General features: G+C 49.5%; 25 protein-coding genes. All 25 read right to left on the bottom strand.

Translation table 11 applies throughout. The features are described from left to right. Window positions 1-172: 172 nt before the first annotated feature. Window positions 173-685: a hypothetical protein gene (locus tag J3348_RS08115; protein ID WP_015565839.1), complete on the bottom strand. Its 513-nt coding sequence runs from the start codon at window positions 683-685 to the stop codon at window positions 173-175. Between the two features lie 211 nt (window positions 686-896). After that, on the bottom strand, window positions 897-1127 hold the full coding sequence (locus tag J3348_RS08110; RefSeq protein ID WP_015565838.1) for a hypothetical protein: 231 nt from the start codon (window positions 1125-1127) through the stop codon (window positions 897-899). Window positions 1128-1598: 471 nt separating this feature from the next. Further along, window positions 1599-2456 carry a hypothetical protein gene (locus J3348_RS08105; protein ID WP_207698719.1) on the bottom strand — a complete coding sequence of 286 codons (858 nt, stop codon included), beginning with the start codon at window positions 2454-2456 and terminating at the stop codon, window positions 1599-1601. Between the two features lie 104 nt (window positions 2457-2560). Then, complete coding sequence (locus tag J3348_RS08100; RefSeq protein ID WP_227612091.1) at window positions 2561-2947, bottom strand: hypothetical protein; 387 nt, start codon at window positions 2945-2947, stop codon at window positions 2561-2563. Window positions 2948-3119: 172 nt separating this feature from the next. Then, window positions 3120-3809, bottom strand: coding sequence for a DUF4367 domain-containing protein (locus J3348_RS08095; RefSeq protein ID WP_207698718.1), 690 nt, complete (start codon window positions 3807-3809; stop codon window positions 3120-3122). After that, entirely contained in the window at window positions 3802-4335 is a 534-nt protein-coding gene (locus J3348_RS08090) for a sigma-70 family RNA polymerase sigma factor (protein WP_227621837.1), read from the bottom strand. Before J3348_RS08090 ends, J3348_RS08095 begins: the two co-directional genes overlap by 8 nt. Before the next feature lie 451 nt (window positions 4336-4786). Next, a complete protein-coding gene (locus tag J3348_RS08085) occupies window positions 4787-5392 on the bottom strand; it encodes a DUF3885 domain-containing protein (protein ID WP_015565836.1) in 606 nt (201 codons plus the stop codon). Window positions 5393-5407: 15 nt separating this feature from the next. After that, on the bottom strand, window positions 5408-5767 hold the full coding sequence (locus J3348_RS08080; protein WP_015565835.1) for a hypothetical protein: 360 nt from the start codon (window positions 5765-5767) through the stop codon (window positions 5408-5410). A gap of 11 nt (window positions 5768-5778) precedes the next feature. Then, on the bottom strand, window positions 5779-6300 hold the full coding sequence (locus J3348_RS08075) for a hypothetical protein (RefSeq protein WP_207698717.1): 522 nt from the start codon (window positions 6298-6300) through the stop codon (window positions 5779-5781). A gap of 87 nt (window positions 6301-6387) precedes the next feature. Then, window positions 6388-6825, bottom strand: a complete 438-nt coding sequence (locus tag J3348_RS08070; protein ID WP_242702916.1) for a hypothetical protein — start codon at window positions 6823-6825, stop codon at window positions 6388-6390. Between the two features lie 58 nt (window positions 6826-6883). Continuing rightward, complete coding sequence (locus tag J3348_RS08065) at window positions 6884-7162, bottom strand: hypothetical protein (RefSeq protein ID WP_148490676.1); 279 nt, start codon at window positions 7160-7162, stop codon at window positions 6884-6886. Between the two features lie 28 nt (window positions 7163-7190). Continuing rightward, window positions 7191-8054, bottom strand: coding sequence for a CbrC family protein (locus tag J3348_RS08060; protein WP_207698716.1), 864 nt, complete (start codon window positions 8052-8054; stop codon window positions 7191-7193). A gap of 15 nt (window positions 8055-8069) precedes the next feature. Further along, on the bottom strand, window positions 8070-12491 hold the full coding sequence (locus J3348_RS08055) for a suppressor of fused domain protein (RefSeq protein ID WP_207698715.1): 4422 nt from the start codon (window positions 12489-12491) through the stop codon (window positions 8070-8072). A 41-nt stretch (window positions 12492-12532) separates the two neighbouring features. Beyond that, the gene (locus tag J3348_RS08050) at window positions 12533-13102 is read right to left on the bottom strand and encodes a hypothetical protein (protein WP_015565833.1); all 570 of its coding nucleotides are present in this window, start codon (window positions 13100-13102) and stop codon (window positions 12533-12535) included. Window positions 13103-13116: 14 nt separating this feature from the next. Beyond that, the gene (locus J3348_RS08045) at window positions 13117-14076 is read right to left on the bottom strand and encodes an NTF2 fold immunity protein (RefSeq protein WP_207698714.1); all 960 of its coding nucleotides are present in this window, start codon (window positions 14074-14076) and stop codon (window positions 13117-13119) included. A gap of 11 nt (window positions 14077-14087) precedes the next feature. Beyond that, window positions 14088-15092 carry a hypothetical protein gene (locus J3348_RS08040; protein WP_015565831.1) on the bottom strand — a complete coding sequence of 335 codons (1005 nt, stop codon included), beginning with the start codon at window positions 15090-15092 and terminating at the stop codon, window positions 14088-14090. A 13-nt stretch (window positions 15093-15105) separates the two neighbouring features. Continuing rightward, window positions 15106-15381: a hypothetical protein gene (locus J3348_RS08035; RefSeq protein WP_223383293.1), complete on the bottom strand. Its 276-nt coding sequence runs from the start codon at window positions 15379-15381 to the stop codon at window positions 15106-15108. Between the two features lie 14 nt (window positions 15382-15395). After that, the gene (locus J3348_RS08030) at window positions 15396-16097 is read right to left on the bottom strand and encodes a hypothetical protein (RefSeq protein WP_015565830.1); all 702 of its coding nucleotides are present in this window, start codon (window positions 16095-16097) and stop codon (window positions 15396-15398) included. A 46-nt stretch (window positions 16098-16143) separates the two neighbouring features. After that, window positions 16144-16521 carry a hypothetical protein gene (locus J3348_RS08025; RefSeq protein ID WP_015565829.1) on the bottom strand — a complete coding sequence of 126 codons (378 nt, stop codon included), beginning with the start codon at window positions 16519-16521 and terminating at the stop codon, window positions 16144-16146. Window positions 16522-16530: 9 nt separating this feature from the next. Continuing rightward, entirely contained in the window at window positions 16531-17562 is a 1032-nt protein-coding gene (locus tag J3348_RS08020; RefSeq protein WP_015565828.1) for a hypothetical protein, read from the bottom strand. Window positions 17563-17571: 9 nt separating this feature from the next. Then, window positions 17572-20004: a hypothetical protein gene (locus J3348_RS08015; protein ID WP_207698713.1), complete on the bottom strand. Its 2433-nt coding sequence runs from the start codon at window positions 20002-20004 to the stop codon at window positions 17572-17574. A gap of 30 nt (window positions 20005-20034) precedes the next feature. After that, on the bottom strand, window positions 20035-20796 hold the full coding sequence (locus J3348_RS08010) for a hypothetical protein (protein WP_112122101.1): 762 nt from the start codon (window positions 20794-20796) through the stop codon (window positions 20035-20037). Between the two features lie 5 nt (window positions 20797-20801). Further along, complete coding sequence (locus tag J3348_RS08005) at window positions 20802-21128, bottom strand: DUF5713 family protein (protein ID WP_015565826.1); 327 nt, start codon at window positions 21126-21128, stop codon at window positions 20802-20804. A gap of 52 nt (window positions 21129-21180) precedes the next feature. Then, window positions 21181-22029, bottom strand: a complete 849-nt coding sequence (locus tag J3348_RS08000; protein ID WP_015565825.1) for a DUF2262 domain-containing protein — start codon at window positions 22027-22029, stop codon at window positions 21181-21183. Window positions 22030-22041: 12 nt separating this feature from the next. Next, the gene (locus tag J3348_RS07995) at window positions 22042-23133 is read right to left on the bottom strand and encodes an ankyrin repeat domain-containing protein (protein WP_015565824.1); all 1092 of its coding nucleotides are present in this window, start codon (window positions 23131-23133) and stop codon (window positions 22042-22044) included. Between the last annotated feature and the right edge of the window lie 10 nt (window positions 23134-23143).

Below are 23143 nucleotides of genomic sequence, written 5' to 3'. Positions count from 1 at the left end.
CGAATGCAAAGAAAGACCAATATCAAAACTATAAAGGCAACCGCCATACTGCTAAAAAATTCCAATTTCTTATTCATTTGGCTTGCTCCATAATTCAAACGTACAAAGCCACGATTCTTTTCTTTCGGCTCTAAAGAATCGTGGCTTTTATCCCCATTATCTAATGCTTTTATTACGGAATCGTGATGTCGTAGGAAATGGAGAACTGGCCACCGTTTGCCAAAGCATTCAATGCTACAGCAGTTCCAGAAACAAATACTGTACCGCTTGTTCCGCTACTAGCTTTCCTACCGGTATCCACATCTGTACTAATCGTTTCGTCCCCGGTTGCGACTTCAGAGAAGTATTTACTTGTCGATTGGCCATTCATGGTAAGTTTGACATTTCCTGTCATACCTGTAAATTCCGGCTTTGGCGATGAGTACCACGGAACGTAAAGTTCAACATGAACCTGTACGCCATCATTCTTATCATAGGTTGCGTAGGAATTAACCCGAACGTTAGCAATTCCTACCTGCATAGCCATGCCAGGTTCCAAGCACTCGCTTAGAGGTGCATCATACCTTCCAATAACAACAGGTTGTTTGTCATCCGTTGGGGCCGCTGCAAAAGCAGAGATAGAACAAAGCGAAAAGACCATAACCACCGCCATACAAAGCGCAAGCAATCTTTTCTTCAAGGTCATTTTGAGTCATCTCCTTTTATTTTTGCATAAAATGTGACAGCATATCGAATAAGGTACTTTGCAATCACAAGAAAAGCAATCGCCATGACTGTTGCTGTCGATACAATTGTCAAGATTTCCGGTACGCTAAATTTCATAAATGTACCTCAACTCATGCTCAACTTGTTTTCAAGGAAATTATCTGCATTGGAATCACCTCCATCTGAAGCATTTATATGCTAAAGACTCCTATTATTTTTTGCATTTTCGACAGTAATAAGCATCTGTTAGTATCGTCGGTCCCCCATAAATAGTCTTTCTTTCCTATAGCTATCCCGCCTTCAAAAATGATTTTTGAAAGACGTGATTTTTTCAGACTTTCTTGAGGAAACCACATCGCTGAAACTCCCTGCGTGACGATTCCTCCAAGCTGCATATCGCTTCCACAATAAATGCACTTCATTATCTCTATTCCTCTGGAGTGGATTTATCTCCCAAAATATTGAGCATTAACACAACGCACAAAAAGAGAAACGATAAGATATAAGGTTGAACATATCCTTCCTCATATAAACACAATGTATTGCCTGATTGAACAACATTCACCTTGGTGAAACAATCTGTATAGCTATAACTTGTTTCTTCTGAGAAGGGCATCAGCTGAGATAAATCATATCGGTTCCATATAAAGAAACGTTTTGCCGTTATAATATAATATTGCTTTCCATCGGTTAGTAAAAAATCAATTGAAGACTTCGATTCGGTCGATTTACAATCAACAAGAGTTAACATAGAATTTGAAACGCTTTCAAAATTTTTATTTGATAACACTTGCAATTTATCAAAAGAATACGGAAATCTTACGATAGAAATTAGCCATAGCAATATTATAATAGCACCGAAATGTCTGAAACATTTAACAATCTTATATTTTTTAGTTCCACGCATAAATATTCCAATTACTGTATGTAAACAGATAATTATAGATTGTCATTCCAAAATTTTGATTTCCCCAAGATGTTGTGGGGTAATACTCGCCATCCGTGTAGGTGTTATTAAACTTATTTCCACTTTCCGTTATAACATACTTGGTTCCCCAAAAACTATTTTTGTGAGAAGAGTGGTTAATATCAGTCAATGTGTATTCAATTTGTTCATACTGCGAATTAAGGTTACACTGTGGAATGGTGAATTGCACGGCCGTCATAGCAAAACCAAAATATGCGAGTGCAGTTTTGGAAATTGCAAGTGCCGGAGCAGCAGGTAATGACAAGGCACCTGCTACAACTGATGCCAACCCTGCCAAATCTCTATATGTTCCATTAATATCATATTTTTTGTTTCCTGTTTCTTTCACATAATCCACATATGCTCCGCAGATTCCCGTTCCGGTTCCATCTGTATATTGGAAACGAATTCTTCCCAACCGACGCGACATTGTAGATTGCGGTAAGACTATATCAAAATTCTTCTCTGTCGGAATAAATCGCTGCAGCTGTTTTGATGTTCCATCCGAAGAATAAACCAATTCATTTATAACATTTTTTGATCGGTCAACCGTATAACGGCTTACCAATTTTCCATCATTGTACTGTTCAAAAACCGAGTCACCATTGTCAAGATCATAGGCTCTAACAAGCAATTCACCTGACGCGCTTTGTACGGTCGTGAAGTCAGAACTCGTGCTGTTTTTAGTTCCTGCTGCAAAAGAGACCAAAGGAACGGTTAGCAAAAGCGTGGTTGCAAGTGCAAACGATATGAATCTATTCAAATTTTCATAATTAACCCTCACTGTAGATTATTCTAATAGAAATGGTATACTTTAGGTGTTCTATTCCAAAGATAAGGCTTCACCTATCATCTCTAGGATTAGTTTTTTAAAATGAATAACCTCACTTATCTACTGGCACTTCCAGTAATGGTTTCACTCCGTCCATCGGAATAGTTAAAGGTCGCAGAATACTCCAGCCTATAAGATTTTCCGGGCTTAGTGTTAAAGTTACTGCTCACCATGCAGGTTGAGGTCGTGCTGCTGTTCGAGCAGCTACTTACTTTTTGCCATGTTCCAATTGTTCCCTTTTCATAGAGAACGCCTGAAACGCTGATTTTCTTTACTCCAGTTCGTGTCTGGGCATCAACCTGATAGTATGTTTGGTAAATGGATCCGTTGACCGTACTATCACCTACATACCGCTCAGACTTTTCAGCGGCCATTGCGGTGCAGGCAAAACTCAAGAGAATCACCGCTGAAATAACAATGGACAACAAACGCTTTTTCGACATAGACATACACCTCCGTTTTTTTGCTCCTAACAAGAGCCTTTGTATAATCAACGCAATTCGCATTCGCTTCGTTTCAATTTTCAGGAGAAATTTTTTTCAAATTTTCCATCTTTGTAAGTTCAGACAAAAAGAAAGCCGGACATTTGTGTACTCTCACAAGTGTCCGGCTTTCTTAACGGATACCTTCCGCAATTTTCATAATCTCATCGTATGGAATGTTTCCCATAACGGTATGTGTAATCCCCTGATATTCCCAACTTAGAGTATAAACATTCTTTCCATGTTCATCCGTACTAGTTCCAAGTACGCCATCTGCTTCTCCGACCTTTACGGTTTCGGACACTGTATGCTCATTATCAAATAGGGACTGCTGCCCCGGCTGGATAATTGAACAACGGACAGTGTAGCTTTCCTCTGTTTCTTTTGACGAGTAAACATGTAAAAAGTTTTCTGCTCGTTCAAATTTCTGCGCATCGTCCATTTCAAAGCCGTCCAGCACATAATGATCGCTGTATCCATCCGGTAATCGTTCCAACGGTTCGCCGTCCACTTGATACGTCAGCTGCATCTCAATCGGCAAGAACTTCTGAATCATCGTGTAGACTGCCTTGCGGAAGTCTGCACTTACTGCAAGCGCGCCGAGAGTTAAAATTACCAGCGTCATGGCTACAACAAGCACTCGTTTCAGCACCGGACAGCGTTTATGCAATGCCGCTTTCAGGCGAGCATCCCATCGGGAAGTGTCCGGGTAGCGTTCCTTAAGCTGGGCCGGAGTTGGCAGCTCGTCCAGTTCTTTCTGTGCATCTGCACGGAGTGCCATCATCAAAGCTGCATCAAAAGAAATCTCTGTCCGCTCACTCACGGCTGTTCAGCTCCTTCCACAATAGTTTTCTTCCACGGAAAAGCCGCATCCGAACCACTTCATCTGTCAGTCCAAGCGATTCGGCAATCTCCCGGTTGGTGTAGCCCATCGCCAAAAGGCGCAGTGGATCACGGTACATCGGTTTCATCTGTCCGATCAGTTCTGTCAGGTATTGGATGTTATCGGTGCTGACTGCTGCATCATCCGGCACCGGGGCATCATCTGGTGCGTCCGGGACTTCTTCCAGCGGTTCTTCTCGCTGCTTGCGAAGCATATCGTATGCACGGCTTCTACTACAACTAACGAGATAAGCAGCGAGTTCGTGACAGTTTTCTCGATGAATTTTAGAAAAATTTTTGGCAACGTACAAAAACACCTCTTGCAGTACATCTTCTGCCAGATACGAATCGCCCATAATTTTGTAAGCGGTATGGTAGACCAGCCGTTTGTAGATATTATATACATCTATAAATTGTTCTTCTTTGCTTTGATCGTCAAGAACAGCTAAGTACAGGGAAAGCAACACAATCACCTCCAACTGATTCGCATGGATTGGATGTAGTGTACCATGAACCAGCGAAAATGTCGAATGTTTTCCGTTCTGAACGAAGAACAGCCAGCATCATGACCTCACTTACTGTTGAGGCCGTTGCTGGCTGTTCGTTTGGTTTGAGATGTTTCCATCAAAATTGCAGAGTGCAAATGTCTTGAAGCTCTACCTTATATAAATAGAAGCGTTTTGAAAAAACGCGCAGCCTGCATCGGAACAGTGCAGAATGAAGGGGATTGGGCACAGCCCAACAAGCATTTTGCAACGCAAAAATGGCGTTTGTATAGACAAAAGCCCTGCTTGCCACAACAATGCGTCCTTTTTGTCCGCAATTTGTAATTTTCAGATTGGAGAAAAACGCCATGGCAAAGACGAAGGCTGAAGAAAAAGCTCTCAACCTTGATTAGATTTTGTTTAACTGCCGGGATTATCTGCGCGCTGCGCGCAACTCCGGCTCGTTCTTTGAAAAGCGTGATAGCAGCTTCTGTGAGCCGCCCAGCACATCCAGCCCACGGTCATCGTACAAATGGTAGAGGAACGGCCCCGGCCCAGCCAGATAGACGCTGGACACAAAGCCGTTCCAGCCGCCGATGTCCCCCAGAATGATTTCCCGAAGAAGCAGCTCTGGTTGAAAGCTGATCTTGCTGAGATCCCAGTAAAACTGCACTTGTGCATGGGTATCCCCATCTTCATCCTGCTCTGTGGCCGAAAGTTGTTCATCGGGAACTGGGAGGCCCACTCGCTGCCGGATAACGGTCAGCAGGGACTCGGCGGGTTCTTCATCGGGATACCCGTCGATCCGCAGAAGGTCCGGCACCGCCGGAAGTGCCCGATAGATCGCGGCGGCTCGGTCCAGCGCCCCCTGAACATAAGCGGGGTTGGTTTTCAGCTTCGCCGCACGCCTATCCAGATAGATTGGTTCCTCCCCGCCGATCTTAAAACGAATGCCCACCGGTGCATGGTAGAACAGAGGGTGTTCCAGCCCAGCCATGCCCAGATCATGTAAAATGTGTTCAAACCGCTTTGCCAGCATGGTATCCCTCCGTTCTCATGTCATTTCATACAGCAGAGCAGCATCGCCCTGCACCAGTTCCAGATGGGAGCGCAGCGTATTAAGCCCGCTTTGCACCGCCTCGGTGGGCAGATCCCAGTCCGGGGCAATTTCAGCGGCCAGCTCCGAGAGATCCTGCTCCCGCAGAGCTGCCAGCAGTTGAGACGCCAGCTCTCCCTCCAGCAGAGCGCAGTCCAGGGTGTCTTCCGTCTGGGGAGCAGGAAAACGGACATCCAGATCCAGTTCGCTCTCACACCAGTCCCAGATGGCCATATAGACCGCGCCGGAGCAGTCACCGTCGGACAACTCCTGCCGCTGGTTATTTTTTATCAGATAAAAGGACGCGATCTGTGACATGGTGGTTCCTCCTAAATGTTATTCGCTTCCATCAGCCCTTCGGCCTGCAACCGGATCACATAGAAAGCCCGCACCCAGTCCAGTTCCTGCTCCATGGAGTCCTCCAAAGCCAGCAGGCGGCGCTTGCCAAGCCTGCGATCCAGAAGGGCAAAGATACGGACAAGGGGATTCTCGCTGACAAGGCTTTTCTCGATGCTCTGGTTGTCAAAGATCCCAAACGCCTCATAGAACACCTTTTGGTCAAAGGTGCCCTGCTCCAGCGCATAGGCATGAGCCTGATTGATGGCCTCTTTTGCGGAGTCGTGATCTTTCAGCGTGGTGGAGCGCAAGTGATGAAATTTCGTCCACACATTTTCAAAATAGGTGTAGTAGTTGCTCCGCAGCACTTCCACGCCGTCCACACGAATGGCTGCCCGGCCCTCGTGGTCGGCGCTTTTGCTGTAACTGGTGGCAAAATACTGGATGTGGCCCCGGAGCGCCGGACACAGGTAGTCACTTTCCAGTTTGTTTCGAATTCCGCTCCAAGTTGACATGGCGACCGCCTCCTTTCTGAACTTGCTTCGGAATTTCATATCGGCGGGCGAAAGATTTCCAATCCCATAGCCCTCAATTTCTTTATTTTAGCAATCCATCTGTTTTTTATCACGAATTGGCGGAATAGTAAAGAAACTATCATCTATCTTTATTTGGGCATAAAGCATTCCGTTTGTATAACAATATCTCTTGAATGATGGGTATCCATCCAAACTCTTTAATATCTCATCTGGTAAACATCTAAAATCATAATCTCTTAATGCTCCTGCACCAAGCAGTCTTTCTGTTCTGTAAGCGTTAATTTCCTTTGCATATTTTTGACAAAATTCATCTGGACTTTCTTCATAGAGCGCTATATCTTCCTCATCTATAGCATAATACCGGTCATATCCCACAACCCACGAAATATGAACGCAAAGTAAATACCGCTGTATTTCTGGGCAAAACCCTACCGAAAAAAATTTCTCTCTGTTGATTTTTTCATTTTCTATGCTTATTTCCTTTATGGACAGATCCATCATCATTTCACCTTTACTATCTGATTCCTTTTATCTGTGGCGGGGTTGAGAAAGTTTTTTTCAATCATGGTTTTGATTGATTCTCCTTTCGGATCAGGATGCTTTTCCCTTCGGCGTTGATGCCATACAGGTCATCCAAATGGATATGAAATCCATCCTCACGAATGGTTTCCGCCATACCAAGAGCGGCTTTCGCCAATAGAAGCAGCCCCGCCCGGTTTCCTGTTAACTCCAATTCATTTCCGTCGGCATGAGTGGTAAAGGAGAGGTGAGCTTCTGGTTCCACTGGGAGGATGGGCAGTTGTTCATCATTCAGTTGAATGGTCAGCGTTTTAGTTTTCATTGCTTGTATCCTACCTTTTGAAAACTCCTCAATCAAAATCCATCCAGACCAGGTGCTTTCCGCAATGAAGGCACTGGAACAGATAGCATTGCAGATGCCCGCCATTGACGGATTCCTGAATCATTTCCTTCTGCTCATCGTCCCACATGGGATCGTCCAGCACCTCCTCCAGCACATCCAGTGCCCGCAGTTCTCTGGCTCCCACATTACCCAAATAGGTGCAATAGTCACCACAATGGGCGCGCCAGTATTCCTGCTGCCAGCCGGAGTAGCCGGGGGTGCGGTGGATCAGCTCGTCCAGCTTCTCCGGATCGTCTACACCATCGTCCACAGAGAAATCATCTTGAAAACTACCGTCATATTTCCGGGCTGCTTCGCCGTTGGCGATGCACTCTGGGCACAGATATGCAATATCCTCCACAGCGTAAAAGGGGGCTGTATAGAAAATATGGGTCGTCTTGCCACAGCAGTCGCAGACAACGCCGTCTGCGGATTCCTCAAAAGCCCCAGTTTCCAGAGGGTTTGGGTGATACCGGAAGGCGGGCAGGCCCAGCTGGGCCTGCTGTTTCTTCTCTTTCTGCTTTTCCTCCGGCGTTTTGGGCTTGGGGAGAGCATAATGATTGCCCCAGTTTTCCGCATAGTCCTTCAGCGTGCCCAGCCGCTTGAGGGTCTTTTTATCGGAACGATTTCCGATTTGGCAGAGCAGTTCATAGGCATCCTTCTTGAAGTCCAGTAGATCATACACATCCACCAGCACTTCCTTGGCCTGCTGATCCTCACTCTGCTCAAGTTCTTCCTTGAAGGTATATAGAGCGCGGACACTGTCCGGACCTTCATTGGTCGCAACAAACTGTTTTTTTAGTTCGATATAGGTTTTTTGATATTCTGTCATTGGTCGCACCTCCCATCAATCCCACCAGAAATACCAGACGGTGGACTGCCACAGGACAGCTGCCAAGGAGCCAATGCTTCCATCCTCATTCTGATCCAGATCTGGGCAGAAACCATATTGCTCCACAGCCACCTCCATAGCTCTTTCCTTGGAAATCGGAGTTGGAAGTTCAAACTCCAATTCATCGTGGCTCATGGCGGCAGGGATGGCACCATGTTGCTCGAACCAGTATTTCGCCACTGCCATCAGGTCCGGTGTGTCGGGACACTCATTCCAATTTCCAAAGGGCAGGTAGGCGAAGATCTCCCAGGGGTTCTTTACCGGAATTTTAGCCAGAATGAGCGGATATGTCATTCCGGTATCATCGTTCCAATAGTTTGCGAAGCGGTCGTTGGGTTCTCCGCCCTCCATCTCGCCCAGGACTTCCTCATCCCAGTCCAGATCATCGTCCTCGGCTTCTTCCTTGCGCTGACCGGTCAATTCCTCCAAAATCGCCTTTCCGTCCTTGATGGGAGCGGAGAGCATCTTCTTTCGATACTCCTCCACGGTTTTGAGGTCAAATTCATAGAAGTCCGCATCATGCTCCGGGTCAGCGTTCATCACCAGACACTCCAACTGCGTTTCATCATCCGCCTGGATAAGTACGGGAACAAAGCCCTCCCGTACCCCCAGCCGCCGGGCGTAGCTGTATGCTGACATGATGGGATCATCATCTGCCATAGACGGGAAATAGGTACACTCACAGTCCAGATACTCCATAATGGCTTCCGCAAGGTCTGAAGGCTCCAGAGTGGCCTCATCGAAACTCTGCCCCTGCCAGTTGGCGAACCGCTTTTCCATGACTTTTGCCATAGCCTGATAATAGTTTTCATCAAATGGGATGAACAGATAGGCTTCATCCTGGAACTTATCGGAATAATATTGCTCTGAACCGAAATACTCCAAAGCATAGTTATCAATGTCGCTGGGGAAGTACGGGCTATCCGCCTCGCCATAGTAATATCCAGCAAAGGCTGCGCCCTCCTTGTTGAACAGCGCCCCAAAGAGCTGTCCTTTCAGCTGGTCCCGGATAAAGCCACGCAGATCGGCGCGGCTCAGATCTGCCATAAACGGCTGCACCTGCTCCCAGTACCGCTCCATAAATTCCGCGCTCATCAGATCATGCTCCATGCACCAGCGCAGATAGATTGCCATGTGGTTGTATGCATTGATCTCATCCACCGGCAGGCCCTTTTCCTGAATGGATTCCAGGTGCCAGGCGGCATCGTCCATATCGCCGGTGAACTCCTCCTCTGCAAGCGTTCCTCTGGTGATGGCATTCTGGCGGGTGGGATTGACCACAAAACTGATGCCTGCCATCTTTTCAAGCAGGGCGTCCGCATCATGCTCCATCTTATACTCCATCTCATTATGATAGAGCGGGATCACCTGATAGAAGTTGACCTCCTCGCCGTTCGGCAAAGTGCAGACTTCGCCGCCTTCCTCCACGCCCTGGGGACCGGTCAGAATAGCGGCGGTGAGCTTCGTGTCCTCTGCAAACGGCGATTGCTTGTCCATTGTGTGGCCAAAGCCCAGCCAGGTATCGTTGGAAATGGGCAGGCGAGCCAACACTTTCAAGAGACCAATAGGCCAGTACCACCGCTCATCCTTCAGGGATTCCTCATCCAGTTTCCAATCCGACGGCAGAGCGATGGCCAGCTCTGCTCGCTCCAGCTTGTATTCCGCCAGTTCCTCCGGCACATTCATCCGGTGAGCACCCATGCCCATCGTTACCAGTGTGTAATAGTCCCGCTCATCAGAGGGAGGAACAACGCAGATGTCCACATGGATGTCAGGGGAAACCAGCTCATGGAACACATTCTCAAACTCACCAAAGGTGTTTTTGATGTGCTGCTCTATCGCAGACATCTCATCCTCCGAATAAACCTCCGGCTCGCTGTTTTTTCTTGAGGACCAGAAGGCATCCGCCTTCGTGCCGTCCGGGTTCAGGAAAATCTGAAAATACTGATCGTCTCCCGGCTGTTGATAGACAAGACCAATGCGGCGGGTCTGGTCCACAAACACACCTGTTAGAATGCCCTCTGGTTCTCCTTCAGGGGTGTGGGTCAGCCATTCACCGCTGTCCAGCCGTTCCTTGAGCTGCCGCAGCCAGTCGGTTCCCATCTTGGAGAGTCCAGCTTCGTTCATACGGAAGGAAAGCTCCACAAGATGTTCCTTCACCGGGTATTGGAATTCACAGCAGGGGGAATTTTTCTTATAGCTATACCGCTCTGGGTGGAACAGTTCATAAAATTCGGCAAGTCCCGCTTCGTCCACCCGAATGCAGGCTATGGCGCATTGTTTATCATCCGCATTCTCGTCCAGTCCCCGCTGGAGCGTTTGGTCAGCATCGGGATTGATCCAATGATATTCCATCTGTTCCAGGGTGGCTCCGGCTTTGATCTCTTTTTTTAAGGTCAGGAACTCATAATCTCCCGGTTCCAGTTTTAATCCTTGCTTGACGGCATCCAGCGCACCGGATTTATCGCCAAAATGCGCCCGTAGCTTGCCCAGATGGAGCCAGATCCAGGGGTAGTCCGGCTCCTCCAGAGCGCCCCGCTCCGCATATTCCAGTGCTTCTTCCAGCCTGCCGCAATACATCAACGCCACAGAATACCGGTAGTACCAGGTAGCGCAGCCCGTGGCGTTTTTCTCCGAATCCTTCATCCATTCCGCAGCGCGGTAGTAGTGGATGTAATCGTCCAGGTTAAGGCAGGCAAAGGCATACCAGAGGGCAATCTGTAAATCCTGGTGAGCCTGTTTTTCGCTGAATCGTCCTTCTTCTACGCCGCTTTTGATAAAATTCTCCAGCCAGTCGAGCATTTTCCCAAAGTAAGCGGCAGTTCCTTCGTCAAAGGACTCCAGTATTTCAATATCCTCTGTCGAGAGCAAGGAGCCAGTTTCCTCATGAATATCAGGCTCCGGTTCTTTCTCGTCCAGTAGCGGCACACCGCCCACATCCCGCCGAAATGCGTGGAAGTGAGCATAGGGCAGGTCGCTTCCCTCAAAGAATGCCTGTGCCGCTGTTAGTACAGCGGGCAGATCCCAGGCGATAAAATCCAGATACCCACAATACAGACCAGTGGCCCCACCCAGGAAGGTCACGGCTTCCTCTCCTGCATCCCGTAGGATGGCATCCCGCAGGTTATCCCGGAAATCCAGAATAGCTTTCACTCGTTCCTCACCGGTAAAACCGGACAGCGGGTACAGGAGGAATCCAGCGGCAATGCCATCCTTGTGGTACTCATCCACCATATCACTGCGGGCAGTCAGGTAGTCGTTGATGAGCACCGGCAGGCGGCAGCTTCCAGTATAAACATCCAGCCGCCAGTCAGCCTCCGGGTCCTCCACCGGTTCCAGTTCATAGGCAAGATAACTGTTTTCCAAGTAGTCGCTGCCATCCCGCCAGAGAGAAAGCCCCATGCTTTGCAGCAACTCCGGCAGTTCGGAAAGCAGCTTGGCCGGTTCGTCTTTCGGTTGAGCATAAACATCAAACCCAGCAACAAAGGCGATAGCGGAAACTTCTCCGATGGTTTGATCCACCAGCATAGAGAGTGCCCACCAGACCTTGTCTGTGTCCTCTTTCAAGATCGAGGTCAGCTTTTCACAGTAAAGGACCAGACTTACCTGATGATCCTCTGTTTCCTCTGCCCACATCTGCACATCCTCAGCCCGAACTTCAATCTCTCCAGCTCGCAGCTCGAACCCCTCACAGGGCTGGCGGCCTACCCAGATATTCCAATGCTCAAGCACCGATTCTGGGGCCTGCTTCTGGAAGTACACCAACGGGAACAGGCGGGAGCGAAGCCCCTCTGGACTGAGGATCAATTCATGCTTTTCGCCATTGAAGCCCAGCTCGAAGGAAGTATCACACAGGGCCGTCTTGAGTGCATTCCCGCATTTTTCAACCAGTTCTTCGCCGCGCTGGTGTGTTTCGTCCGTATCTATGATTTGACGCAGTTCTGCCTCAATCTGAGAAAAGGCTGCCCATGCTTCCTGCGTCCTTTCACGGAAGTTCTTTTCAAAGCGGGGCAGGGACAAACGACGGCGGCAATCGTTTATGTACTCCTGAGTATCTTTGTCTCCGGGGCGGGCTTTCAGGGCCTTTTCAAAGTAACGCAGGGCGGGGCCTTCCTCATCCAGACAGTAATAGGCCAAAGCGATTCGATAATTCCAGCAGTGATCTTCGGCAAAATACTCCTCATGGGGAGCCAGAAGTTCCAGCGCCTTTTCAAAAGGCTCCCGTTCTCCTATATGTGCAACGGCAATATATGCCTTGGCCAATTCGCTGTCCAGTTCCGGGGTGCGCTCCTCGGCAGGAATCGCTTCCAGGGTGTCGATTACCTTCTGCGCTTCATCCTGTTCAAACCATTGCTGGCATTGTTTCAATAAATCCATATCATGATCTCCTTTTCCATCTTCGGTAGGGATAGGTTTCACTAATAAGCAGAGATTGTAATTTCAAAGCTAAAATTCATATCTGCATTTATGGTGGCTTCTTCATTTGTGGCTGGTTGTATCACAAACTCAAATGTAGGTTCATAGTCCCCGTCCTGCAAGGTTTCTCCACCCAAAATCTCGATATGATACCAGCCATTTGCAAGCTCAATCATCGGCTTCTTATGCACTCTATAGTAAGAAATCAGATCTTTCACCTTTTCAGGCGTAAACTGTTCCAATATTGGCCATGTAAAAAGCATCAGCATATTATGATCTACTTTAAGGGAATAGCCACTTTTTCTAAGCTGCAATCGGTTTCTTTCTTTGCACAGCTCCGGTCTATCACCAGAGAGATTGAACAATATGGTATAGGGATAGTTTTCAATACCGGTCATTGGGATTACAATTCCTTCGGCAAATATCCTGTCGCCGCTTTCGTTTGTGGTAAACTCCATCGCTAAATCATCTGAAAGATGATTTGCCTGCTTCCAGTCCTCCAGCAACAAAATGTCACCAAGGAGAAAATAATTAACAAGATCGTTTAATACTTCCGTAAACCTATATATCATCCATTATGCCTCCCTTACAATCCTGTCCGTTGCCAGCCGTTCAGCCGCTCCTGCACCGCGTCAATCATCCAACCCTCGCCCACGCGCTTCATGAGAAAGCGGCGGTCAAAGCTGGTATTTTTCTCTCTGGTGTAGATGTAGAGCTTGTTCTTAGTGATCTGCTCCGCGTCAAGGAATTCTTCCCCGTTGTAGGTGCCCTGGGCGCTGTATGAGAGGGCCAGAGGCCGATAGCCCAGACGGGGCTTTTCGCTCACATACTTCTCCCAGATCGCCAGCAGGCGGGGCACAGCCTCGGCATCTTCAAACCCAACCTGCTCCATGTACTGCTCCCATTCTGTCATTTCGGCAAAGAAAGCGGACAACACACTGCGGCATTCCGACGCTGCCTGCTCATCCAGCTGGACGGGCTTTTTGGCCTTTTCCCGCTGGAGCTGGGAGAAGTGTTCCATCTGCTCCTTGGTAAATTGCACATGGGCCACTGGCTTGATGTAGTTGTTGCCGGCGACAGCCAGCAGTCCATCATAAGTAACAGCAGTGTGGTCGATCCAGATATGAGAGAGCTTGGGGATGGAGGCTGCCTGGAGCAGACCGGCATCATCCAGCCCAGTGTGGTCAAGGGTCAGCAGGTCCAGCTTACAGCCTTGCAGGGCGGACAGGCCGCTGCCGTCGATCCCGGCGTTCCCGGTCAGCAGCAGGATGCGCAGCTTGGGCATGGCGGAAAAAACGGGGAAACAGGCGTCGGTGAGGGTGCCGTTTTCCACGCCGAAGTTGACCATACTTTTATGCCCGGCAAAGGGGGCAAGCAGTTCATCCGTCACCGGATACCCTTTCACATGGAATCCCACCAGGGTGTAACCGGCCAGCCGTTCCATGATCTCTGTGGTCAGCTCCGGAATATCAAATTTCTTTTCTCCATCTAAAGTTAGGACACCGTTTTCCCAATCCGCTGTTCGTGCCCGCTTTGGCCATTCCATAGTTTACCTCCTTACTCTTGCGCTCTATCTATTACCATTCTCCACCCGGATGTCTGCACCCGGATAACAGGACGGAAAAAGTCATAGTCATTGTGAATCTCATTATCTTCCCGAACCTCCGGTTTACAATGAGGGGAACAGGGTAAATATCCAAGCAAAGGACCCATGCCTCCGCAGATATTGCAGCCTCCGTCGCCGCCGCAGGTGGTCAATGTTTTCCCGTCTACCAACTCTCGCTTATAGGGGTCGTAGGCAATAGACAGGCCAAAGAAGTTAGCCTGCTCTATGTCGTATGACTTACCCTGTTCTTCCTCTCTTTCAAAGTGGTGTAGTTTCATCTTGTAGTCCAGTCCATCCCCCCAGGGAAACAGGGTTCGGCATCCGCCGCCGCACAGGTAGGCCCACTCATCCGGCGTGGGAAGGCTGGCTGCCAGCTCCCACAACAGGGACCGCTGAAACTCTGGGTAGGTCATTGGATGGCACAGCCACGCTCGCCAGCTATCAGCATTGCGTTCAAAGCGGACCGTTTCGTGTATTTCAAAGCTCTGGCTGTCCTGACCCGCCCACCTCTGCAAGTTCTCCAGCCACTCAGGGTGGGCGGTGATGCGAGGGTCGTTCATGGGTACACTTTCCCAGCCAATCTCCTCCAGTTTTCTGCCCACAAACATGGGGCCAATGGTCATCTGGCGTACTGGGGTCATACCTTGCCGAAGAAATTCCTCCGCAGTGCCCTCATATTCGATTTCCGCAAAAATATCCGCCAGTTCCTCTTGGTTGGCCTTGTCCATTCCTTGGATAAAGCCCTCCCAGCCAAGAATCACGGTATCGCCTGGGACAAAGACAAACTCCCGGCCACCTTTTTCAAACAGGCCGGTAGTGCAGCTCTGTCTCCAGCGGGAAAAGGCGTATAGTTCTTTGAATGTCAAATTATAACGAGTCGCCAGCGTCTGCATCAGCCAGAGCTTATCGGACAGTTTCAATGTATCAAATTGTGGTCGAAATAAATTCTCGTTCATATCAAGTCCTCTTTCAATTTGCTCCGGCAGACTGTGATTCCTTTTCCACAAGGCGAACCGCCTCCGTCAACAGCTTGGGAAGCTGATTCCTTTCTGCTGTTTCATACTGCTGGACTGGATGCGTCCAATCAAAATTTTGAATGATAGAAATGATATATCTGTCCTGATACCAGCCCATATCCAGCAAGAAACTGTTTGGATATTCCACTTGCAGCATATCTTCTTTTCGTGTGTCATCCAGAAAGGTGACCGTTCCGGTACCAAAATCCACCTTTGACCAAACTTGCACGGCAAAATTCCTCCTCACGATTCTCCGAAATGCTCCAGATACAACTCCCGCACGGAATAGGGACCAACAAGGGTCGTTTCCTTTCGGCCATCCCAGGAATACACATGAATTTCGCCTTCATCCCCAATGTACCGCTGCTCCTCAAAGGGTGCGGGAAAGGGGAAGCTTTCTACGATGCTCCAGTCAATCTTGGGCTTCAGCCCATCAAACTCCTCGCGCTTGAGCCTTTTGAAGTTAAACACCAATGCTGCCCCAATCCCATCGAACAGCAAGTCTGCGTATTCTCTGGGGGTGATGCTCTCGCTTACATTGGCGGCTTTGATGTCCACATTCAGGACCTTGTCGCCGCAGTTTGTCCATATTTTATTGGGAGAGAACCAGGTAGTCCGCTCCTTGCCGCCTACAAAATCCTCACGGAAATAGCTTCTGTTTGCGCTGTCCATCTCGACACCTTCCCGAAGCGGCCCGTTGTACGGGGAAAGCGGATAATATCGGTGTTTTGCTGGGTCAAACTGGTCAAACGAAATGTCCAACAGATACCCATGCTTCTCACTGCGCATAAGCTTGTGTGGCTTCACAATGTTTTCTTCGATGAAACTCCAAATGTACTCGTCCACATGAATAGATACACGAGGGCGACTGAATAATGTGATTTTGTAGTGATCCTCTCTGTCCATTCTCTCCGTATTGAACCAAATACGATGAATTTTAACCATAGTTATCCCCTCGCATGATTTCTGCCAACGACACTTCTGTTTCCGCCTAAAAAAGCAGTTCACCGAAAAACAGTCTGAGAACCACGGCAGATAATGATTCAAGCTGTGGCTTGCTGAGAGGAGTGTAGTGAAGGACGATTTCTCCATACAACTCCGTGTTGATGTGGTGTTCTTCCAGATACCGCAGAACTTTTCGGTTGTTCCGCACGATATTTAGACGAAACCTGGTATTATCAAGGGCATATTCAAAACAGTCCGGGTCAATCAACTGACCATTGGCTGGATCATTCATTTCCAAGCGGAGTGTTTCCGCGCCGGTCTTGCGGGAGAGTGTAAAGTAGCCATCCTCCAGTTCAAAGGACAGGCAGGACAGTCCTTCCTCATTGTCCAGCTCCCAAGTCATTCTTTTTGCAAATAATTCCATTGGTTTACCTCATAACTGTTCCAAGGTCATTTCACAAAGAACCAGCTTGTTTTTCTCATCGCTGAGAAATGCCCGGTTTCCCCATACATCCAGCACATGGAAGGAAGCGTATCCACGGGGCATGGCAAGGTCGATCAGCACCAAATCTGAAAGGCGCAGCACCTTTTGTTTACCCTTCCAGTCATCATTCTTAAAAATGGGAGACAGGATCAGGCAAGTCCTGTCACCGGAGAATTTTCCGCGCATCCCGTGTTTTCCGGGCAGGCGGCTTAAATTATCTTTGCCCCACAGTTTCTTTTTGAATAGTCCGTTTTCCTCCAGTTCCAGATACCAATAGTAGCCCATGAGAGAAAGACCTGCCGGATTGATGGTGCTGCTTTCCAAAAAGGCATAAAACTGTCCATTCTGTTCCAGTATAGAGCCAATCATAGGATAGTTGTAGTGAAAGTCTGCCTGGGCAAAATTTCCGCCAGCACGCTCTACTGCCGCCAAATGGGTCTGTCGGGTTCCTGCTTTGCTGTATACACAAGAGCCGCTTTCTGCCCAGTGTGCAGTCATGGTTTCAAGGTCTACCGTCAGGCTGGTAAAACTGTTGGTCGCATCAGCGGAGTTGTCCACTCGGCACACAATAGGGAAAACGCCCTGGCTTCCGGTGACTGCTACCGGCTTGGGAATACCCTGGGCACACCAGTTATCCATGGGGATCGGAATCCACTCTCCATCCATCTGCGGCATCCACCAAAGGGATTTACTGGCCGGGCAAACCAACAGTATTCCTCTGTCGCATGAGAGCAAGACAGGATCTTCCCAAACATCTTGCTGCTCTTTCGGCTCCGGGCTGGGAATCCACCTGGAAACTTCGCCTTTGACCCACAAAACGCCGCTGCACTTTTGCGCGAGATGATAGGTCCAAAACACAATTTCATCCTCGCTGCGGGCCACCATACCTTTGCATCCAGTCGGGCTGTATTTGAAGGAAGTTCCCGTCAGTTCAAATTCCTCGAACTCCCAGTCCTTTATCACTTTTAGTTTCGCTTTCATGCTTTCACCTCACAGCAAGTCTACCTTGATACTGCACCGTTCCAGAACCGGCAGCACCTGTTCCGGCTTGGAGGTCATGAGAGTAATATGGTTGAGATTGGGGAACTGGCGCAGTTCCGCCTCCGTAATGGTATTAAGATCAAAGGCTCCATCCTCGCCATCCCAGAACGGACAGAGCTGGGTATAAATCTCGCTGCCGCCATCCATCTCAATTTCTGTGACCTCCGGGGCCAGCCGCTCCGGGACAGGGTATTTCTCCAGCCACTTCCGAATCTCTGGGATGGGTTCATACCCTTCCGCGTCAATGTCGATCTTGCGTCGGCTATACTCTCTGGCAAACTCATGTGCATCCAGTTTAGGAGCCAGTAAGCCTTTCTCGTACATCAGGACTTCCATAACCGCCAGCTTGAAGTTGAAGCTGGTAAAGGTGAGCACTGGTTCAGTCGGCTTGGATAACTTGTATTTCTGCGCTTTCGCCGCCTTATTCTCTGGCTCTTTCCAGCTGATCTGTACCATGGCGGAGAGGGCCTCCAGCTTTGCTTTCTGCGCTGATTGCTCCTCTGGAACAGGACCCGGCAAGCGGGTATAAACGGTAAAGCCGCCTAATTTGAGGGTATGGGCAAATCCGGCGAAATCCTTCCAGCTGGCCTCTCGGTAGTCCTTGGACCCGATCCAAACCGCTCCGTCAAATGTCTGCCGGACCGCATACTCTCCCTGTGCCGCTACCCGGACACCAATGGTTTTGATGGTCTGCTCATCTTCGTCCAACCAGCCCTGTAGTCCAAGTTCGTCCCACAAAGCAAGTGCCTGGGTATAGGGACTCTCTCGGCCTGTAATGGGGCTTTTTCGTGTTCCATTTTGCAGGACAATGTGGGCAGGCCCCAACTTTTCCGCCAGCTGCGACAGAGTAAGCGGCGGCGTAAATACCGCCCCCAGGATTGTCAGGCTGTCTTTTTTGAGAATGATTTTTCGCTCCGTGGCCTTGGACGGTAGAAAGATGGGCAGATTCGGGTACACTTCTTTGTACTCCCGCCATTCCAGCTTTTTGGGCTTGTTTGCCGTCCGAAGGAAGCCCCAGAAGTCGATGGGATAACGAAATACCGGCCCAACCCTGTCCCGCCGGGTGACGATGACCACCGTGCCATCGGTGAGTATTCCAATGTGCTGCATTTTCTCCCCGCCGAACATTTCCGGACGGATACGCAGCACTTCACGGGTGTTCATGTTGATGAGCTGGGCAAAGTCATCGGAGAGGATTTCGCCGTTTCCCTGCACCAGCAGCCAGTCCCCGGTAAACCAGCGAAGTTTCAGCCCCTCGCCCATTCCAGGCAGGGGGGCAATTCGGCACCGCCCGGTGTCTATATCCAGTTCCAGCAGGCATTCTTCCATCCGCCCCTTGCCACTGACTGCGTGGATCATGGTAATGCGGCCTGTGCTGGGAACGGGAACGGCCTCGGAGAGATGGTCGTATCCATCCAGAGAGAAGGTGTGTTTTGTTACCTTGCCGTTTTCCCAGCGGTAAATCTGCCCCTTGTACCACTCGTTGGAAAAGTAGACCCGGCCCAGACCGTCTGTCGTAATGCCGCAATGGTATTTGGTGCTCCATCCATCTTCCGGCAGGGGCCAGTTTTTCACATCCTGACAGGTGCCCCGGTCGGTGAGTTCAATCCGTGTGGCGTTGGTGGGATCGCCCACCCAGAGGGAATGGTCAGCCCAGCACAGGGTCCGGGGCGGACCGTCATATCCAATGGGGGACGGCTCGGCCCAGTTGAGCGTGGCTGGATTCTTGCTCAGTAATGCCCGGCCAATCGTCCCGCTGCCAGCGGCCCTCGATGCAGCATATAGTTCATGTTCCGGGGAATAGGTAAGGCACCCAAGGTGCGGCAAGCTGTGGGAGCGGATTACTTGCGGCGGACGGTGGCGCAGATCGGCCACACAGCCGTTTTTCCACTCCTCTGCGTTTTGGTTTTTCCATTCTCCCGCCGCAAAATCACCCGCCAGAGAATTGAAGAAATAATCGTACTCATCCTGAAGTATGTATTCCTCGCAGGGCATCAGTTTCCCAGGGTCCTGCTCCTTGGCATGGTCGCCCCATTTTCGCCCCTGCTGTTTCATCAGGTGACAATATTGCCCCTGCTTTTTGCAGTAGCGTTCCCATTCGCTGCGTTCTTCCTCTTGGATCAAGACAAACAGATACTCGTCCTCATCGTCCAGGTTATACAGTGCCCAGCCGAAGGCAGAAAGTTCTTGTCCTAATGCTGCCACCCCTTTTTCATGGGATAGTTTCATATATTGGACGCCAACGGCATCAAAGCGTTCATCCAGCAGCGCCGGAACCTGTGCGCCCCATTTTTCTCGCAGTTCCGCCAGAGTGTCCTGTACGGCTCCGTCAAATTTCAGAATATCCAGCGCATCATCTATGATTTGTTTGAACTCTGCCATAGGTAGTTTCTCCTTCTTCCAATTCCTACATCATAGCGACAGCCATGTGGTCAAAGCACTGATTTCCTCCCGCAGCAGTGGGGACTTCCCAGCGGCGGCAAAGGCTTTTTGGACACCGCCATAGCGCCGCTCGGAGCGATCCGCCAGCTGGAGCGCGGCTGCCTCCAGATTGGGAATCGCCATCACAGCATCTGCCAGCGCCTGGGCGGAGAGTTTATCCCCAATCAGAGAGGCGGCAAAGTAGCGCAAATGGCTGTGAGAGAGGGCGGACAAATCGTTTAGTTTATGCAGCTCATAGAGTTTCAGGGCATAAAGGGAAGGAAGCCCATCCAGAGTCGGTAGTTTCTGCACAGCTGGGAGTGACTGGAGATAGAGTTTCTGAAGCCGGGGCGCCAGAGTTAGGAAAGGGGCAAGATCTTCCGTTTTCCGCATTTCCTCCAAATGGAGATAGGTAATGCTGGTGAGAAGCGGGGTGATGTCGCCATTCTTTTCCCCACGCAGGTGGAGGACACGCAGGCCGGGGAGAGAAACATTGTCCCAGGAAACAGGGGCCGACAGCCATAGGGACAGTGTATGAAGCTGCTTTAGCTCGGAGAGAACTTCCACACCCTCACACTTTTCCATTAAGATCAGTTCCTCCAGATTGGGATAATCTCGTAGGAAGGACAGATTCACCTTCCGCTCTCCCGTCACAGACAGACACCATACCGCATCTGGTTTTAGTCCATTCAGATCAATCTTTTCTCCGCCGCGCCAGAAAACAGCGGTGCTAAGAGGGGGCTCTATTTTCATAAAGATCACCAGTCCCGTTCTCGGATGGCCTCCTCCATATCAATCGGGATACCGAACCACTCCAGAATGTAGGCAACGGTGTCTCCAATACAATCCCGGGCCACCGTTTCAATCTCGCTGTCGTTTTCGTAAAATTCATCCTGAAGATCATTGATGCCGCAGACCGCCTTATCCAGCGTTTTCTGTATCACTTCGGTGTCCGTTTCGCCGCTCTCCAGCAGGTCAATGACCTTCTGAAGCTCGTCCCTGACCTTATCCACCAGAAAAACTGGATAGTAATTATCCTGATACATCTCGTCCAGCAGTTTGTAATTCGGGTCAAATGCTTTCATCATGATTTCTCCTTTCGCATTCAAATATCAGCTTGTATGTCTTATGCAACCGTTATCCCGCAATATTGGCGCTCTCTATCCCATTTTCCAGGGAGCCGCAAACCTCAACAGTGTGTCCCCAGAACATATCGTCGTCATCAAAATAGGCCGTAAAGTCACCCTCATAAGTAAGGCTCAGTTCTGACAAAGTAATGCGCTGGGCAAATCCTTCTTCTGCAATGGGATCAGCATTTTTCTTCTCATCGTCATCTGCCTGCCACTCATTGGCCAGCCCGGTCAGTTCCTTTGCCGCAAATTCCCGCATGGACTTGTCCCAGCTTTCGCGGTCTGCCATAACTTTGTGGGCAATGCTGCGGACGGTATCCCAGGTTTCCTCATCCTCCAGATCTATTTCCAGTGCAAGGGAGACTTCCTTTTCGTTCCACAAGATTTTGCCATCCAGCAGCCCGAAGTCCCGGTTCAGTTTCAAAGTTCCCAGAACTTCATCCTCAATGTTTACGGGTTTCTGGTATTCCTCCCATACTGCCTCCAACGGAGGGCAGGGGACAGAAGGCTCCAGCACATCTATAACAGCCCAGCTGTTGAACTGTTCCGGAGTGGTGTGTTCAGGTACCAACCCATCCAACAATCTGCGTACCTTCAGACGGCAAATCTGCCCTTGCTGCAAACGCCCCCAGCTCTTTTCACTGTTGCGTTCCTCCTCCGTAACCGGCCATTTCAGCCGACCTTCTTTAATGCTGACCTTGCCGGTATTGCAGAACACCATACCCAGTGTAATGACAGTCATCTCCCAAAAGTCACTGTTATCGCTCTTATGGTACCCAGCCCCAATGCACTTACGAATCAGGGCAATCACTTCCTGCTCCTCAGTCTCATATTTTTGATAAAATTCCTCAAACATTGCGTTAGCTCCTTATTCCTCAAACTCTCCCTCAATCATTCCATTAAGATATTTTCCGGGATCAGCAATAAATTCCTCCCATTTGGCTAACGGATGAAACTCCTTATGCTCAATGTCCAGATACCAGAGTTTCTTATCTCTGGGACTCCACAGCAGCAAATAGTCGCTGTAATTGTCCATTTTCGCCATAAGGGAGAGCAACTTTTTCCGTTTCCAGGTCATCTCCTGTACATCCATGTAGGGGTACAGTTCCGCCCATTTCACCAGTTCCCGCTCTGGAAATTCCAGACGCAAGGGGCCGGTCTTTAAGTATTCCACCAGCTTGGCAGGCAGCTTGTAAGGCGTGAGTTGACGCGCCTTTTCCTGTTCGTTATGCCATTCCTCCGGCTCCAGAGCTTTTAAGTAGGCAGCCATTTCCTGATTTTTGTTCTGTACTGCCACGGTGTAGGGCCGGTCACCGTATTTATCCGGGATGGTGATGTCTGCACCCTGTTCCACAAGCCAGCGCACCATAGAAAAATCGTTGTGCCGTGCAGCTTCAGTGACAGGAGTCGAAGCGTAGGGAAACACCATATCTGGCTTGTGATAGTTGATGTCCGCCCCGTTTTGAATCAGATACTCCACCAGCAGCTGATTTCCATGGCTCGCCATACTGCGCAGGGCTTCACCGCCGTATTGTTTCAAATCCATGCCCATCCTTTTCAAAATGGGGAGTACATTAGGCTCATCCCGATCCACCAAGTGAAGAAACAGCCTGCATATATCCCTTTGCGTTGCGGGGATTCTGACTCCCACATCTACCAAAAAGGAAAACAGGGTCAGGTCTTGACTGCGCAGGGAACCACAAAGCAATTCTTCCGGGTTATGGGTCAAATCTGCTCCGCATTCGATCAGGAGCTGTACCATGTCCATCCGATTTTCCAGTACAGCCAATTCCAGCGGAGAGGCTTCGTCATCCCGCGGCCAATCTCCAATCATTACATGATAGCATTGTGGCTCATTGGGAGAATGCCCTGCGTGAAGCAGGGAACGAATCGCCTCTATGTCACCACTTTTGATGGCAGCCATCATGGGAGGTACATTTGAATAGCTTACTTCACTCATCCGAGTCCTC

Origin of the sequence: Faecalibacterium sp. Marseille-Q4896, assembly GCF_017377615.1 — a bacterium.
GTDB classification, from domain to species: domain Bacteria; phylum Bacillota; class Clostridia; order Oscillospirales; family Ruminococcaceae; genus Faecalibacterium; species Faecalibacterium taiwanense.
This window is presented reverse-complemented; position numbering and strand designations above follow the sequence as displayed.